At 44.0% G+C, this 15,047-nt stretch carries 18 protein-coding genes; 7 read left to right on the top strand and 11 right to left on the bottom strand.

Annotated elements, in window-relative coordinates; translation table 11 throughout:
- Positions 1-63 precede the first annotated feature (63 nt).
- Both UCH003_RS08575 and UCH003_RS08580 read left to right on the top strand, forming a co-directional pair.
- Complete coding sequence (locus UCH003_RS08575) at positions 64-558, top strand: peptidylprolyl isomerase (protein WP_041962523.1); 495 nt, start codon at positions 64-66, stop codon at positions 556-558.
- Between the two features lie 151 nt (positions 559-709).
- Positions 710-1,618, top strand: a complete 909-nt coding sequence (locus tag UCH003_RS08580) for a bile acid:sodium symporter family protein (protein ID WP_060826964.1) — start codon at positions 710-712, stop codon at positions 1,616-1,618.
- Positions 1,619-1,646: 28 nt separating this feature from the next.
- On the opposite strand, the gene UCH003_RS08585 is transcribed toward UCH003_RS08580, so the two are convergent.
- From UCH003_RS08585 to UCH003_RS08610, 6 genes are all read right to left on the bottom strand, one after another.
- Positions 1,647-2,306, bottom strand: coding sequence for a LexA family transcriptional regulator (locus UCH003_RS08585; RefSeq protein WP_039675117.1), 660 nt, complete (start codon positions 2,304-2,306; stop codon positions 1,647-1,649).
- 242 nt (positions 2,307-2,548) lie between these two features.
- A complete protein-coding gene (locus UCH003_RS08590) occupies positions 2,549-3,112 on the bottom strand; it encodes a DedA family protein (protein ID WP_060826195.1) in 564 nt (187 codons plus the stop codon).
- A gap of 8 nt (positions 3,113-3,120) precedes the next feature.
- Positions 3,121-3,786: a lipid-binding SYLF domain-containing protein gene (locus tag UCH003_RS08595; protein ID WP_060826196.1), complete on the bottom strand. Its 666-nt coding sequence runs from the start codon at positions 3,784-3,786 to the stop codon at positions 3,121-3,123.
- Positions 3,783-5,573: an ABC transporter ATP-binding protein gene (locus tag UCH003_RS08600; protein WP_060826197.1), complete on the bottom strand. Its 1,791-nt coding sequence runs from the start codon at positions 5,571-5,573 to the stop codon at positions 3,783-3,785. The genes UCH003_RS08595 and UCH003_RS08600 overlap by 4 nt, the downstream gene beginning before the upstream one ends.
- A gap of 49 nt (positions 5,574-5,622) precedes the next feature.
- Positions 5,623-7,179, bottom strand: coding sequence for a ribonuclease Y (gene rny, locus UCH003_RS08605; protein ID WP_039675125.1), 1,557 nt, complete (start codon positions 7,177-7,179; stop codon positions 5,623-5,625).
- Positions 7,085-7,744 carry a 5-formyltetrahydrofolate cyclo-ligase gene (locus UCH003_RS08610; RefSeq protein WP_231964764.1) on the bottom strand — a complete coding sequence of 220 codons (660 nt, stop codon included), beginning with the start codon at positions 7,742-7,744 and terminating at the stop codon, positions 7,085-7,087. Before UCH003_RS08610 ends, rny begins: the two co-directional genes overlap by 95 nt.
- A gap of 64 nt (positions 7,745-7,808) precedes the next feature.
- On the opposite strand from UCH003_RS08610, the gene UCH003_RS08615 reads away from it, so the two are divergent.
- The 5 genes from UCH003_RS08615 to acpS all read left to right on the top strand — a co-directional run bounded on the left by UCH003_RS08615 (position 7,809) and on the right by acpS (position 11,583).
- Positions 7,809-8,372: a TlpA family protein disulfide reductase gene (locus tag UCH003_RS08615; protein ID WP_039675128.1), complete on the top strand. Its 564-nt coding sequence runs from the start codon at positions 7,809-7,811 to the stop codon at positions 8,370-8,372.
- Positions 8,372-9,256, top strand: coding sequence for a signal recognition particle-docking protein FtsY (gene ftsY, locus UCH003_RS08620; RefSeq protein ID WP_060826198.1), 885 nt, complete (start codon positions 8,372-8,374; stop codon positions 9,254-9,256). Before UCH003_RS08615 ends, ftsY begins: the two co-directional genes overlap by 1 nt.
- On the top strand, positions 9,249-10,601 hold the full coding sequence (radA, locus tag UCH003_RS08625) for a DNA repair protein RadA (protein ID WP_039675131.1): 1,353 nt from the start codon (positions 9,249-9,251) through the stop codon (positions 10,599-10,601). The genes ftsY and radA overlap by 8 nt, the downstream gene beginning before the upstream one ends.
- Before the next feature lie 62 nt (positions 10,602-10,663).
- Positions 10,664-11,212 (top strand): flagellar basal body-associated protein FliL, encoded by a 549-nt coding sequence (gene fliL, locus UCH003_RS08630; protein WP_041962531.1) that lies wholly within the window; start codon positions 10,664-10,666, stop codon positions 11,210-11,212.
- Complete coding sequence (gene acpS, locus UCH003_RS08635) at positions 11,209-11,583, top strand: holo-ACP synthase (protein WP_060826199.1); 375 nt, start codon at positions 11,209-11,211, stop codon at positions 11,581-11,583. The genes fliL and acpS overlap by 4 nt, the downstream gene beginning before the upstream one ends.
- Here the strand turns inward: acpS and thiS are convergent.
- From thiS to ruvX, 5 genes are read right to left on the bottom strand one after another with little or no spacing between them, the layout of a single operon-like run.
- Positions 11,580-11,777, bottom strand: coding sequence for a sulfur carrier protein ThiS (gene thiS, locus UCH003_RS08640; protein ID WP_060826200.1), 198 nt, complete (start codon positions 11,775-11,777; stop codon positions 11,580-11,582). The two genes, acpS and thiS, sit on opposite strands and share 4 nt — an antisense overlap.
- Positions 11,768-12,802, bottom strand: coding sequence for an SAM-dependent methyltransferase (locus UCH003_RS08645; RefSeq protein WP_082709173.1), 1,035 nt, complete (start codon positions 12,800-12,802; stop codon positions 11,768-11,770). The genes thiS and UCH003_RS08645 overlap by 10 nt, the downstream gene beginning before the upstream one ends.
- Positions 12,803-12,805: 3 nt before the next feature.
- The gene (locus UCH003_RS08650) at positions 12,806-13,993 is read right to left on the bottom strand and encodes an aspartate aminotransferase family protein (protein WP_060826202.1); all 1,188 of its coding nucleotides are present in this window, start codon (positions 13,991-13,993) and stop codon (positions 12,806-12,808) included.
- A gap of 38 nt (positions 13,994-14,031) precedes the next feature.
- Positions 14,032-14,640 carry a trimeric intracellular cation channel family protein gene (locus UCH003_RS08655; protein ID WP_041962535.1) on the bottom strand — a complete coding sequence of 203 codons (609 nt, stop codon included), beginning with the start codon at positions 14,638-14,640 and terminating at the stop codon, positions 14,032-14,034.
- Entirely contained in the window at positions 14,633-15,043 is a 411-nt protein-coding gene (ruvX, locus tag UCH003_RS08660; protein WP_060826203.1) for a Holliday junction resolvase RuvX, read from the bottom strand. The genes UCH003_RS08655 and ruvX overlap by 8 nt, the downstream gene beginning before the upstream one ends.
- Positions 15,044-15,047: the final 4 nt, after the last annotated feature.

The following is a 15,047-nucleotide window of genomic DNA, read 5'->3' on the forward strand; positions in this document are numbered from 1 at the left end:
TTATCAGAGCATAAATTTGTTATAATAAATCTTTACATAATCTTACTTCATTAAAGGAAACCTATGTCGGGACTTAAAACCTACGACTATACGCAAGAACAACGTGCGGCATTTGCTTACGCAATTATTACGACTGAAAAAGGGAAAATCGTCCTGAAACTCAATACAGAAGAGACGCCCAACACCGTTGCCAATTTTGCGACACTCGCCAACGATAAATTTTACGACGGTCTTACGTTTCATCGCGTCATTAAAAACTTTATGGCACAAGGCGGTTGCCCTAACGGTCGCGGTACGGGCGGTCCGGGTTGGTCGATTGCCTGCGAATGTAAAGGACAAAAAAGTAAACACAAACGAGGCGTTATCTCTATGGCACATGCGGGTCCCAACACCGGCGGCAGTCAGTTTTTTATCTGCTTCGTAGACTGCCCTCATCTTGACGGCGTGCATACGGTTTTCGGCGGCATTGAAAAAGACGACAAAGAGAGTTTTAAAACGCTCGACGGTATCGCACAAAACGATAAAATCGTCTCCATCGAAATCAAAGAGAAGCTCTAACTCTTTTGACATGTAAGTCTTAAAAGCTTACATGTCATCTTCCAACGGCGTTGCGTTTGCATTACCTGTATTCGGTATCGTCACACTGTTTCGCTTCGCTCAAAATGAACGTTATCCTACAGAATGGCTTTTATTAAAGAAAGGTTTTACTATGATCCACCGTATCAATGCACTCTTCCCGCTTTGGGCACTTTTTTTCTCGCTCTTGGCTTATCAAATGCCCGCGTATTTTACACCCTATAAAATGCATATTTCAACACTGCTGATCGCCGTGATGTTTTTTATGGGCATTACCTTGCGCCTTGAAGACTTTGCACGCGTACTGAAATCGCCTCGAATTATTGCGATTACCGTCGGATTGCAGTTTTTCATCATGCCGCTAGCGGCGTTTTTGCTCTCAAAGTTGTTTGGATTTTCCACCGAACTGTTAATCGGTATGGTACTCGTCGGTGCCGTATCGGGCGGTACGGCGTCTAATGTCATTACCTATCTTGCCAAAGGCGACGTTGCTCTTTCCATCACGATGACGACGACCTCTACGCTTTTATCCGTCGTCGCGACACCTTTTTTAACCCTGCTTTACGTCGGACAAAAAGTTCCGGTTCCCGCGCAAAGTATGCTGATGAGTATCTTAGAAATGGTGATCGTTCCGGTCGTCTTAGGTGTCGTCGCTAATTATTTTTTATCTCGCCGTATTGCACGCATTGAACCCTACTTGGCGACGTTTTCGATGATAGCCATCGTGAGTATTATCGCTATCGTCGTCGCGCTCAATCGACAAAATATCGCCACGGTCGGTATGATGACGATCTTAGCCATCATGTTGCACAACCTTTGCGGACTTGCGGGCGGATATTGGATCACGAAATGGCTAGGATACGATCGACGTATTTGTAAAACCGTCGCGATTGAAGTCGGTATGCAAAATTCCGGTCTTGCCGTTGCATTGGCAATGAAATACTTTACGCCTTTAAGTGCGCTTCCCGGTGCGATTTTTAGCGTCTGGCATAATATATCGGGCGCGATCTTGGCGGGATATTGGGCAAAGAAAGACCGCTAAGCATCGCTTTGAGGGTAACATGTTACCCTCAAATATTACAAGAGAGTTTGCCGACGACTTTGCCTAAAACGTTCACTTCTTGCGCATCCATAATCTCCGGCGCATACGCTTCATTATCCGATACCAATGCGACCGTACCGTTCACATGTAACTGCAATCGCTTGATAAAAAGACCCGCAGGCGTCGAAACGACGTAGATACCCGCTTTTTTTGCATTCGTATATTCTTGGTTAATAAAAACAACGTCTCCGCTAAAGAGCGTCGGTTCCATCGAATCGCCTAAAACGTTGATCGCTTGAATATGCTTAATCATTCCGATACCGCCTAACTTCCGGACAATCTCTTCGTCCAGATACATCATTTCGCTGCTTTCGTCTTCGTTTAACGCTCCGCCGCCGGCAGAAGCGTAAATATCGCGAAAATAGTGAATACGTGCATACTTATCGGTTTCGGCCTGTAAACTTTCGACGATTTGATCGAATAAAAGCCAATTGATCGAAATTTTTCGCTTGGCGCAAAACTCTAAAATCTCTTTATAGGGAATTTTGGAGCGATTTTTCATCGTCGCCAATGTCAGCTGATTGATGCCGAGGGCTTCGGCAACGTCTTTATCGAAAACCTTCCGTTCTCCGACTTCTTGAGAGAGAACATCTTTGACTTTTTGCAAAACGGCTAATATATCCGGCATCTTCGCCTCCAATATTTCATTTTGAAATAAAATTGTAGCATATTTTTCAATTTTAGTAAAATGGATGAAAATTTTATCACAAAGGTGTCGTTATGAAAAGTTTATTGTCTACGCTAAACCATTCAAAAAATGTTTATACGTCCTTTATGAACCGTGTCGAAGAGAAAATGCTGATTTTAAGCAATAAAATTTTCTAAGGACTTCTTCAAACACCGCGAGGATGTTTGAAGCCAAGAGTGTCCTTAAACCTTTTTAGCGGTAGCTTTTTGGAAGTAAAACCAAATGAGTGCCAAGATACTCAAAAGAATAACCGGTGCCATAAAAGGATTATTCGAAAAATAAGCGGCAATGCGCATCAAAATTTCACCCGCTTGGTAGCTGGCAATTCCTAACGAAAGAGCCCATACGATAGCCGCAGCGGTGTTAATCAAATGAAACTTGACGATCGGATATTTGGTAATACCGATCGTCATCGGTACAAGTGTTTTAAGCCCGTAAATAAACTTTTGAATGAAAATAATTTTGTCACCGTACTTTTTCATCAAAAGATGGCTTAACGCCAATTTTCTTCGATGCGCTTTAATATAAGGCAATAACGCTTTTTTATTGTAGCGTCCCATCGAAAATAAAAATGCGCTTCCGATCGTATTAGCGATTGCGGCGATAACGATCGAAAGCGTTAAATCCATCTGTCCGGCATAACTTAAAACGCCCGCCGCAATAATCGCGACCATCCCGCCGCCGAAAGAATAGAAAAAGAGTAAGAGGTACCCGTACGTTGAGAGGGAGGTTAAAATATCTTCCACAAAAATCCTTAGTGCGTTAAACGCTGAATACTTTTCAAGAACTCTTCAATCGCATACGAAGCGGTTAAGCCGTCCGACTCGATAATTTGTTCGGGAGAGATGCTATTGCCGTAGAGTTCGATATTTTTATCGTAATCGTGGTTCATGACCGAACCGTCAAACGAAACACCCGCAAAGACGCCTTGCGTTTTCGTGTAGGTATACACTTCCGAAGAAAAATCGACTTCGCTTCCTCTTCCCGCACTCTCTCCCGCAGGCCCAGCGGCAACGGAAGCGTCGACGCCCAACGTCATTTTATTGTTCGAAAGTTTTTGAACGATATCGCGGCTTTTAAAGAACATCAAAATATCTTTTTTCTCGACGCCCAACTGTAACCCGAAACCCGCACCACCGAGTTTAACGAAAAACGGATAGCTCCATGTTCCGTTATCTTTGCGCACGACCATCACGCCCTCGCCCGTTCTACCGCCTAGAAACATACTGATCTCGATCGTTCCGGGAAAAATCGCGATGGCTTGGGCATTATCGCGTACTTTTTCGGGAATCTTAATTTTAGAATCGTATATCATATTTTTAATGGCATTGGCCGAATCCAAAAGATTCTCTTCCGCCGATGCATACGCTAACGAACTTAAACTCAAAACCGTCATAACGTATATCCATATTTTTTTCATGAGATTTTACTCCTTTGATTTTCCGTAACATAATTAAAAAACGCCCCTTCGGCTTGCATGAGCACTTCATGCGTTCCCTCTTCGACGATTTTACCTTTGTCTAAAACGTAAATATAATCGGCTTTTTTAATGGTGCTGAGTCGATGTGCGATGATAATCGTCGTCTTACCTTCCAAATACGACTCTAGCGCACAAAAAAGCTTCGTTTCCGTATGCACGTCCAATGCCGACGTCGATTCGTCTAAAACGACGATATTAGGACGTTGCAAGACCATTCTCGCAATCGAAAGCCGCTGCCTTTGACCGCCGGAAAGCCGAATACCGTATTTACCGATTTGCGTCTCAAGCCCTTCGGGCAACTCGTCGATCAGCGTATCAAGCTGCGCGATACGTAATGCATCTTTGACCAAGCTCTCTTCACATGTCGCGTCGATCATCAAATTTTGCGCGATCGTCGCATTGAAAAGCTGCGGATTTTGCAAAACCAAAAAAAGATGATCGCGTACGACGTCTAAACCGATCGTTCGAATCGAAACGCCGTCAAACGCAATGTCTCCCTCATCCACAGGATAAAGTCCAACCAAAAGATGCGCTAAGGTTGTTTTTCCGCTTCCGCTCGCGCCTATTATAGCAATTTTCGATCCCTTTGGAATGTGCAAATCGATATGCTCTAAGATTTTTTTCTCTCCGTCATAACTAAAACTCAAGTCTTTAACGTCAATCGCATTCGTTTGCGTACCGATAAAAGGATTGTGTAGGTGTTGCCCTTTTTTCTCAAGCGATAATGCAAAAACTTCGTTAATGCGATCAAGCGATTTTTGTGCATTGTGGTAAGCATACTGGATATTTAAAATATCTTGCATCGGAGGCATTAAAACCCACAAATATCCGAAAATCGCCAACATCAATCCGATGCTTAAATCCGAATAAGCGACCACAAAAATACTTGCGGCGCGAAAAAGTTCAAAGCCAGAAAGAAAAATCAAGAATGAAAAACGATTGGCTCCGTCGCTTTTATAGGTAAACGTAATGGAATGTTCTTTAATCGAGCGAGAGTGGTTATGCACCTTGTCAAAAAAAAGCTTTTCTTTATTGGTGGAGCGAATCTGAACAAACATCTCCAAGGTTTCGTTTAATGCGTCTTGAAACAGTTCAAACGCCTTGTTTTGCTCTTTTTTCAGTTGTGCGACTTTTTTTGCGAATTTCGTCGTAAAAACGATGACGATCGGATTTAAAATCAAGATAAAAAGAGCCAACTGCCAATGAATCCATAACAGTACCGATCCCACACCCAAAATCATTAAAATAGAGATAATCAACCGACTGACGGAAACGCCTAAAAACGTATCGATCGTCTCGATATCCGTGACCAACAGCGATGCTGCTTTTCCAGCACCGAAAGACTCGAACTGATTCATCGCCACATTTTGTAAATGGTGCAACGCCTCTTCCCTAACGCGAAATGCAACGTTTTTGGAAACGATCGTAAAGAGTTTGGTTTGCCAATAATTTAAAAGAAAAAAAACAAATCTTAAAAAAATGACGCTCAGTAAAACGATACCGATGTAAACAACGGGACTTTGAAGGTGCGTACAATAAGTATCGATCGTGCGGGTTAAAAATCCCGGTTTTTTCAGCAGGACTTCATCCACGAGCATCGGCATTAAAAGCGGAACGGGCGTATTAACGATTGCCGCGACAAAAGCGACGATATTAGCGGTAATAAGCTCTTTTTTATAGGGTTTGATGAAACGAAAAAGCGTTTTAAAGTCGTAGTGTACTGGCATAAAAATCCGATAAAGGCAAGAGAACGTGTCTCTTGCTTTAGGTTAAAATTTAGCGCGCAAAGTCGACCGCACGCAATTCGCGAATGACGTTGACTTTAATTTCGCCGGGATATTGAACTTTGTTTTCGATCTCTTGTGCGATCTCTTTCGCCAATAAAACCGCTTCGTCGTCGTTAATAAGCTTGGCGTTGGCGATTACGCGAATTTCACGACCGGCATTGATGGCATAGACTTGTTTAATGCCTTGTTTGTTTTTGGCGATCTCTTCAATGTCTTGAACCCGTTTCAAAAAGCTCTCCAAAACTTCGCGTCGTGCGCCCGGACGTGCGGCGGAAAGCGTATCGGCGGCGCATACGGCAGCCGATTCGACGGAAGTCGGTTCTTCGTGACCGTGATGCGCGTAAATCGCATTGATAACGACATCATGCTCTTTGTAGCGTCGGCAAATCTCCGCGCCCAAATCGACATGGCTACCCGCCGTTTCATGCGTTAATGCCTTACCGATATCGTGTAGGATACCGGCGCGTCTTGCCAACAGTACGTCACCGCCGGTTTCTGCCGCAATGATGCCGGCTAAGTGCGCGACTTCCAAAGAGTGACCGAGTGCATTTTGGCCGTAGCTGGCTCTAAATTTAAGGCGACCGATCAATTTGACGATTTCCGGATGCATTTTTGAAAGCCCTAGATCGATGATAATATTTTCACCCTCTTCCATCAACCCTTGGTCAAATTCGTCCTTAACTTTTTCGTAAATGCCTTCAATACGTGCCGGCTGAATTCTGCCGTCTTGCACTAAAAGCTCAATGACTTTCGTCGCAATGGCACGTCTGTAAAGATTAAAACTGCTTAAAATAATCGCGTTTGGCGTATCATCGATGATAATATCGACACCTAAAAGCATCTCAAGGGTTTTAATATTACGTCCTTCTTTACCGATAATACGCCCTTTGAGCTCGTCGTCTTTAATATTGACGACGTTGATCAAACGTTCCGCGGCAAATTCGCCCGCAAAACGCGTCGTAGCTTGCGCTAAGATATAATTCACGCGACGTTTGATGTCTTGTTTGGCTTCCTCTTCCAATCGACGCGTCGTATGCGCGATTTCCGCACGCGATTGCTCTTCGACTTTGGCAAGAACAATCTCTTTGGCTTCGTTTTGCGTCAAGCCCGCGGATCGCTCTAAAACGATTAACGCTTCATTGACTTTTTGGGCGTACTCTTCTTTGAGCTGCAATCCCTCTTCGTATAAACTCGTCGCATTTCCGTGAAGTTGTTCAAGTTCTTCACGCTCTTTACCGACTTTTTTCAATTCTTCTTTATAACTACGCTCTTTTTTCTCTAATTCCAGCATTTTGTCGGTATGCTCTTTTTTAAGAGCGATCGTGCGATCTTCGTACTTACGTTTGGCTTCTAATTCCGCCTCTTTGACTTTTAAATTCGAATTACTAAGAATCAGTTCCGCTTCATGCTCGATGGCTTTAGCTTTGGCTCTTGCTTGAGCGACATGTATCTCATAATTTGCGGCTTCCATCTTCTTGGCGATGAAAAATCCCGCAACGCCGCTGACTAATGCGGCTCCACCTACGGCTAACGACTCTAGGACCATTTTCCCCTCTTTTGATGATAGTATGATACGGGGTTAAATAAATATCGGCTGCAATATCGTGTTCTTCGGATAAACGGCTTTGCGTCATACACAACTCCCTTTGAATAAAAACGATAGGAGGCTTTTTAGCGAGGGTTTGAAAGAAACGATCGTACATTCCCTTCCCGAAACCCACTCTTTTGAATGCCCCGTCAACCCCGATGACGGGCACCACGGCAAGATCAATCTTGGGCTTTAACTTAAAAGAGTTTTTGGGCTCTAAGATGTTAAAGACTCTCTTTTCTAAAGGCAATCTCCATTCTACCATCTTGAAACTAATACCTTCCATAAACGGAACATATACCTTGCATTTTCTACGCCTACATGTATGAATAACGCTACGAATATCCGCTTCGATTGCAAGCGGATTGTACAAGAGAATCGAACGGACGCGCATATGAAAAAGAAAAGAAGAGAGTTGACGCTGGAGCACTTTATCCCGCCTGTAACAACCGTTTAAAGTTTCGAGTTTTGCTCTTGCAAAGGCTCGAAAATGGGATTTGCTTTCGAACTTAATTTTTTCCATTGTTGTCACTTTAAGGCTTGTTTGACTACAATCATATCCTTTATAATCTAAAAAAAGGACCATAATGAAACTTTGGGCAACCTTGTTACTTGTCTCGACGCTTCTACTCTTAGGAGGGTGTTCTTCCGAAAAAAAGAAAACCGATAACCAAACCGAACCCGCTAAAGTGCAAGAAGAAGTGAAAGAAGCGAAAGCAGAAAAAATCGTTCTACACGATGTCAACGGAAAAGAAATCGTCGTAACGCCGATCGAGAAAGGATTTCGATTTTCGGGCTACGAAGACAAAGTTGTTTTAGTCAATTTTTTCGCCACATGGTGTCCTCCGTGCAAAGCCGAAATTCCCCATCTCAATAACCTTCAAGACAAATACAAAGACCGTTTAGTGATTTTAAGCGTTCTATTAGAGGAAAACAAGTCGCAAGAAGAACTCAACAGTTTTATTCAATACAATGCCATTAACTATGTTATCGTCAACGGTATCGAAAATTTTAAATTTGCGCAAAGCGTCGGCGGCGTTAAAAATATTCCGTTAATGTTTCTCTACGATAAAAACGGCAAATACTCCACGCATTACGTCGGTGCTATTCCCGAAGAGATGATCGAAGCCGATATTAAAAAAGTGCTTTAATGTTTAGTTTTATTAAAAAAGGACTCGAAAAAACACTCGGTTCGATTAAAGATATTCTGCCCGAACGCGTCGAGAAAATCGATAAAACGCTTTTGGAAGAGATTCTCATCGAGTCGGATATTCCCTATGAACTCGTCGAAGAGATTCTTTACTATCTTCCACCTGCTTCCTCCATCGCAAGAGCCGACGTAAGACGCGTTTTAAAAGCCTATTTTACCTATCCAATGCCCGAACGTTCATCGGAACAAACACCGTTCGTGGAGCTGGTAATTGGTGTCAACGGAGCGGGAAAAACGACGACGATCGCCAAACTGGCACATAATTATAAAAAAGCTTCTCAAAGCGTATTGTTGGGTGCGGCGGATACTTTTAGAGCCGCGGCGATCGAACAATTGAAAAGTTGGGCAGAGCGCGTGGATGTCGGTATCGTTTACACCGCGCAAGGGCACGATCCCTCAGCCGTCGCATACGATACGATTAGCTCCGCAATCGCCAAAAAAATCGACCGCGTCATTATCGATACGGCAGGGCGTTTGCACAATCAGGTCAATTTGGCAAACGAACTCAAAAAAATCGTACGCATTTGCGATAAAGCACTTCTTGGTGCTCCGCACCGCAAAATTTTGATTTTAGACGGTACGCAAGGCACGTCTGCGATTAATCAAGCCAAAGCTTTCCACGAGATGATCGGCATCGATGCGATCATTATCACCAAACTAGACGGTACAGCCAAAGGCGGGTCGCTTTTCGGCATCGCCAAAGCGTTGGAACTTCCGATTCTCTACGTCGGCGTCGGCGAGGGAAAAGACGACTTGATTCCTTTCAATTCCGACGAATATGTCGATACGATTTTAGACGCCATTTTTACGCCCAACCATGGCTAAAAAACAAATTCTTTTCGAGTGCCAAGCGTGCGGTCACCAAAGTGCTAAGTGGTTGGGAAAATGTCCCAATTGCGGTGCTTGGGACGAATTTATCGAACTTTCGCAAAAACAAATCGACGTGTTAAAAGAGACCGGCTCAAAACCCGATTCCGCACAAAGCCGTGCCGTTTCTATTACCGAGGTGACGTACGAGCAAATTGAACGTTTTAGTTCGGGAGACAAAGAGCTCGATCTCGTCCTCGGCGGCGGTATCGTCGAAGGAAGTCTCACGTTGATCGGAGGCAGCCCCGGAGTCGGAAAATCGACTTTATTGTTGAAAATTGCGGGAAACTTGGCGCGTGAAGGCAAAGAAGTGCTTTACGTCAGCGGCGAAGAGTCCTCAAGTCAAATCAAACTTCGAGCCAATCGCGTCGATAGCAACTACGAAGCCCTCTATCTGCTTTCGGAAATTAAACTCGATACGATTTTTACGGAGCTTGAAAAACATCCGTATAAAATTTTGATTATCGACTCAATCCAAACCCTTTACAGCGAAAAAATCGCCTCCGCTCCCGGGAGTGTTTCACAAGTCCGCGAAATCACGTTTGAACTTATGCGTTTTGGTAAAGAACGCAATATCGCGATTTTTATTATCGGGCATATTACCAAAGAAGGTGCGATTGCAGGGCCTAGAGTCTTAGAACATATGGTCGATACCGTTTTGTATTTCGAGGGTGATTCATCCAGAGAACTCCGTCTCTTGCGCGGCTTTAAAAACCGCTTCGGAGCGACCAGCGAAGTGGGTATCTTTGAAATGACGAAAGCGGGACTCGTGAGTGCCAAGGACGTCTCGAAAAAATTTTTCACGCGAGGTAAAGCGCAAGCAGGCTCCGCCATTACCGTTTTGATGGAAGGATCGCGCCCGATCGTTTTGGAAGTCCAAGCTTTAGTCAGCGATAGCGGCTATCCCAATCCTAAGCGTAGTGCCACGGGATACGAAATCAATCGCCTCACGATGCTTTTAGCTCTTTTGGAGCGCAAACTCGACCTTCCGTTTAACCAGTACGATGTTTTCGTCAACATCGCCGGCGGTATTAAAATCAGCGAAACGTCGGCGGATTTGGCGATTATCGCCGCTATTATCAGCTCGTATCGCAACCGACCGATCAGCAAAGACACCGTTTTTATCGGAGAAGTTTCATTAATCGGGGACGTACGCGATATTTTTAACCTCGATTTACGCCTCAAAGAAGCAAAATCTCAACACTTCGAAAAAGCGATCGTTCCTTCACTACCGCTTGAACCGCTTGATGGCGTTAAGTGTTATCCTATCGACGAAGTCTCAAAATTAATCGAATGGATGTAAAAAAAATTATCGTTTAGACGATATGTCTTATACGAAATTTATTTGGATTAAAAAGGAAGAAAATGGCAGGTAAAAAACCTGAAGACGGCGAAGCCGTCGTTGAGAAAAAAGCAAAAGGTAATACCGTTCTTATCGTGATTATAGCATTGTTGGTACTTTTGTTGGTCGGCGGCGGAGCGGCGGCATTTTTACTTTTAAGCGGCTCTCACGACGAAGCTAGCGCGGATGCCGGACATGCGGCGGCACCGCAAGAAACCAAAGCGGCACCTAAAAAAAGCGGCAGTAAAAAATCGACCGACCACTTAACCGTAGGACCGATGTATCCGATGACGCCTTTTGTCGTCAACTTACTCAGCGAAAGCGGCAATCGATTCTTAAAAGTCTCCATCGATTTAGAACTCAGCGACGCTAAATTGCAACCTGAAATGGATCACAAAAAATCTCTCATTCGCGATATTATTATTCGCACGTTCTCGTCTAAAACGTTTGAGGAAGTCAGTACGCTCAAAGGCAAGGACAAGCTCAAAGAAGAAGTATTGGATAAAATTAACGAGAACCTTTCCGACGGACAAGTGAAAAATATCTATTTTACCGATTTCGTGGTTCAATGATCGGGATTGATCTCGTATCCATCGCACGCATAACGCATATGCGCGAACGCTTCGGCAATAAAGCGTTCGCAAAATTTTTATCCGAAGAAGAACTCGCACTGGTGCAAAACGACGTCACGGCGGCTGGTTTTTATGCCGCAAAAGAAGCGATTTCGAAAGCATTAGGTATCGGGATTTGCGGACAATGCGGATTTATGGATATTAAAATTCTTAAAGATGCACGCAACGCACCCTCGTTTACGCTTTCACGCCACCTCGTTGAAACGTACGAAATTAGCGATGTTTCCTTATCTATTACGCATGAAAATGGTTTTGCCGTTGCCGTCGCCGTGATCGAAGGAAAAAAGCGTCAGCGTCGACTCTGGCATTAACCTCCGCCCACAAATTGTAAAAATTCGACTTTATCGTTTTCGTGAAGCTCAAAAGAGCTCCACTGCTCTTTTTTGATAACGTTCATATTGACCGCGGCAGCCATCACTTTCGTCTCAATATCCAAATCCACTATCAAAGCTTGAATCGTTCTCGCATTGGTTTCTTGCAAAACTCCGTTGATGATTAACTGCATTTCAATGCTCCTTTTCGAAAACACGCCATATTAAAGCGTTCACCCATAAAAGCGGGGTCAATGAGCGTTTTGACACGATTTTTCTCTCGATTGTAAGCCTCTTTTGTCGTTTTTTGGGCAAAAAGATCTAACAGTTCGATCAAGCCGAAATCGACCAATGCTTTCATTTGAGAACAAAATTTTTCTACATACAGACCGCTTTTTTCAAAGGCTTGAAACACGTGGGCAAAGCAGACGTCATACGTAAGATCCGCATCGGCAAAAAAGGTATCAAACGTATACCCTTCACGCTGCGAACCTTCGACAAGATCGCTTAAAGCAAAAAAAGGATAAACATGATGCTTAGCGTAAACGCGAAGCGAAAAATCTTCGCGAGCCTCTTTTTGCCCGTAGTCAAACGTGACAAATTCTAAACGATCGGCACTGTGAGCCATCGAAGCGGCAAAGGCTTCATACGCTAAACACAATTCGCCTTTACGAACGCCGTACTCTTTTGCTTTAAGGGAAGTCGGTTCGTCCATCGGTTTAAACACCGCTCGATTCTCTTCGATATATAACATTGTGTCATCGTAAATCACTTCACATGCAAAAGCGTCGAAAATCTCGTTTGCAACAAAGAAAGCTTCTTCTACATTGACTTCTTCCAAGGATTTGACATGCCTGAGCGTAACGGCATCGCCAAACGCTTCTTGGAAATAGGCTTTTTGCATGAGCTCGTTTTGCACAAAAGGTTCAACGATGACAAAGCGTAGCGTTTTCAGCCACTCCGGTTTCAGCGTGTAGATAAACTGAATCATATCGGCAAGCAAATACCCTTTATGCGCACCGATTTCAACGACATGACATGTCGGGCTTAAAAAGCCGCTTTGAATCGTCGAAATCAGACGCTTGGCAATCGATCCGCCGAAAAACATACTCGTACTCACGGCGGTGTAAAAATCGCCCTCTTTTCCGATAATGCGTTTTTGCGTATAATAGCCCCGATTGCCGTAGAGCCATTCGTACATGTAAGCACTAAATTTCAATGTTTATCCAAGAGCCTTGCATGCACGCTCCAAACGTTTAAAGCCCTCGTCCATCTCTTCTTTGGAAATGGTTAAAGGCGGCAAGAAACGCAACGTATTTTGTCCGGCTTTTAAAACCAAGACACCCTCTTCGAAAGCTTTTTTAATCATGCCCGCTAAAATATCGCCGCTTTTGCATCGAAGTCCTCGCATCAGACCTAGCCCTTCTACGCTTTCAAATAAGCTCGGAAATGCTTGACATGTCGCTTTTAATTTCGCATCGAAATGGATCAACGCTTCATCAAGCATACCGCTTTGTTGATACTCTTCCAAAATCGCTAAAGCTTCCAAACCTGCACGTGTCGAGAGAAAATTTCCTCCAAACGTACTACCGTGATCGCCCGCTTCAAAAATATCTTTGTGTTTCGTAATCACTGCACCGATAGGAACGCCGCCTGCTAGACCTTTCGCAAGCGTAATAATATCCGGCTCGATCTCGTACAAGGTCGTCGCCAAAAATTCACCGCTTCGAAAGACGCCGCTTTGCACTTCGTCGATGATGAGTAAAATCTCTTTTTCTTTTAAAAATTTGGCTAAAGCTTGAATCTCTTCTTTAGGAAATGCTTTCACGCCGCCTTCGCCTTGCACAAGCTCTAACATCACCGCTACGGTTTCATCATCGATACTGTTGTACAAATCCGCAATTGCTTTGGTATAGGAAAATCCTTCCGGATAAGGTGCAAAAGCGGTTTTGTGAAAACTCTCCTGCCCCGTCGCTTTCACCGTCGTAATCGTACGACCGTGAAACGAATGTTCTAAGGTTAAAACTTTATAACGTTTATTGGCAAATTTTTTCTCACCGTACTTACGGGCTAATTTGATGGCACCTTCATTCGCCTCCGCACCCGAATTTCCGAAAAAAACCGCTACGTCAAACCCGGTAAGGTCATGAATCTTTTGAGCTAATTTTGCCTGAGGTTCTATCATGTAGAGATTTGAGGTATGAATCAAATGACGTGCTTGATCGCTAATCGCATCGGCAAGTCTTTGATTGCCGTGTCCTACGCTGACGACGCCGATACCGCTGGTAAAGTCGATATAATCTCTTCCCTTGTCGTCAAACAACGTTGCGTTGATGCCGTGTTTAAAATTGACATAGTTTCTTGCATAAGTATGCAACACGTACGTTTTGTCCATGGTTTCAAAATCCATTGGCTACTCCTCAAAAAAAATGCAATTATAGCAAATGCCTACCCAATTTTAGGCAAGTTCCATTTTTTATAATACGCGAGTAGCCGAAGCGAAACGCCGAAGGCAAAAACAACCATAAAAGCAACGTATCCTTGAATGCCAAAAGCATCAAAGGCAAATAAAATCGCACCGACGAGCAAAGAGACCGTACCGTAAAATTCGCTGGTCAACAAAAAAGGTACGCGATTGAGTAAAATATCGCGCAGCACGCCGCCGCCAACGGCCGTAATTAACGCCATTAAAACCACGCCGAAGAAATTAAATTCCGCTTGTAACCCGATAAGCGCACCGGAGATAGAAAAAGAGACCAAACCCAGCGTATCGCTGATGATAAAATAAAACGTCTTTTCGATCTCGTCTTTTTGATGCAATTTAAGTGCAATGCTCAAAACGATAACACCGATGACCAATAATGAAGGAAGCATATGCGTAAACGTAGAAGGTGCTCTTTGGACGATCGTATCGCGTACGATTCCTCCGCCTAACGCCGTTAAAAAAGAAGCGATAAAAATACCCAAAAGGTCCAAACGCTCTTTAATGGCTACGTAAAAACCGCTGAGTGCAAAAGCAATCGTCCCGATAATTTCCGCCACTTCCAACTCAACCATGCGATCCCTTTAAGGTTTCTAAATACCGCTCTAAAATCACTTTAGCCGCGATCGAATCAATGCGTCCGTCACGCTTTTGGCGCATTGTGCCTTGCATCATCTCTTTGGCTTCCAAGCTTGTTCCGTACTCGTCTTGGTAAACCACTTCACCGCCAAAATGTAAAAGTCCGACAAAATGCTCAATGCGTCGCTTCATCTCCGCTTCGCTACTGCCGCCTTTGGGTAAGCCTACGACCAAACAGTCGATATGCCACGTCGTTAAAAACGTATCCACGTCGCATGCGGCTTGATCGCGATTTTTTCGTAAAATCGCTTCTTGGGGCACGACAAGAGACTCGCCTAAACACAGTGCCGCCCCGATACGCTTTAGACCGATATCTATTGCCGCTATCTTTTTTATCATTGGG

This window comes from Sulfurospirillum cavolei, from assembly GCF_001548055.1.
Lineage (GTDB): Bacteria > Campylobacterota > Campylobacteria > Campylobacterales > Sulfurospirillaceae > Sulfurospirillum.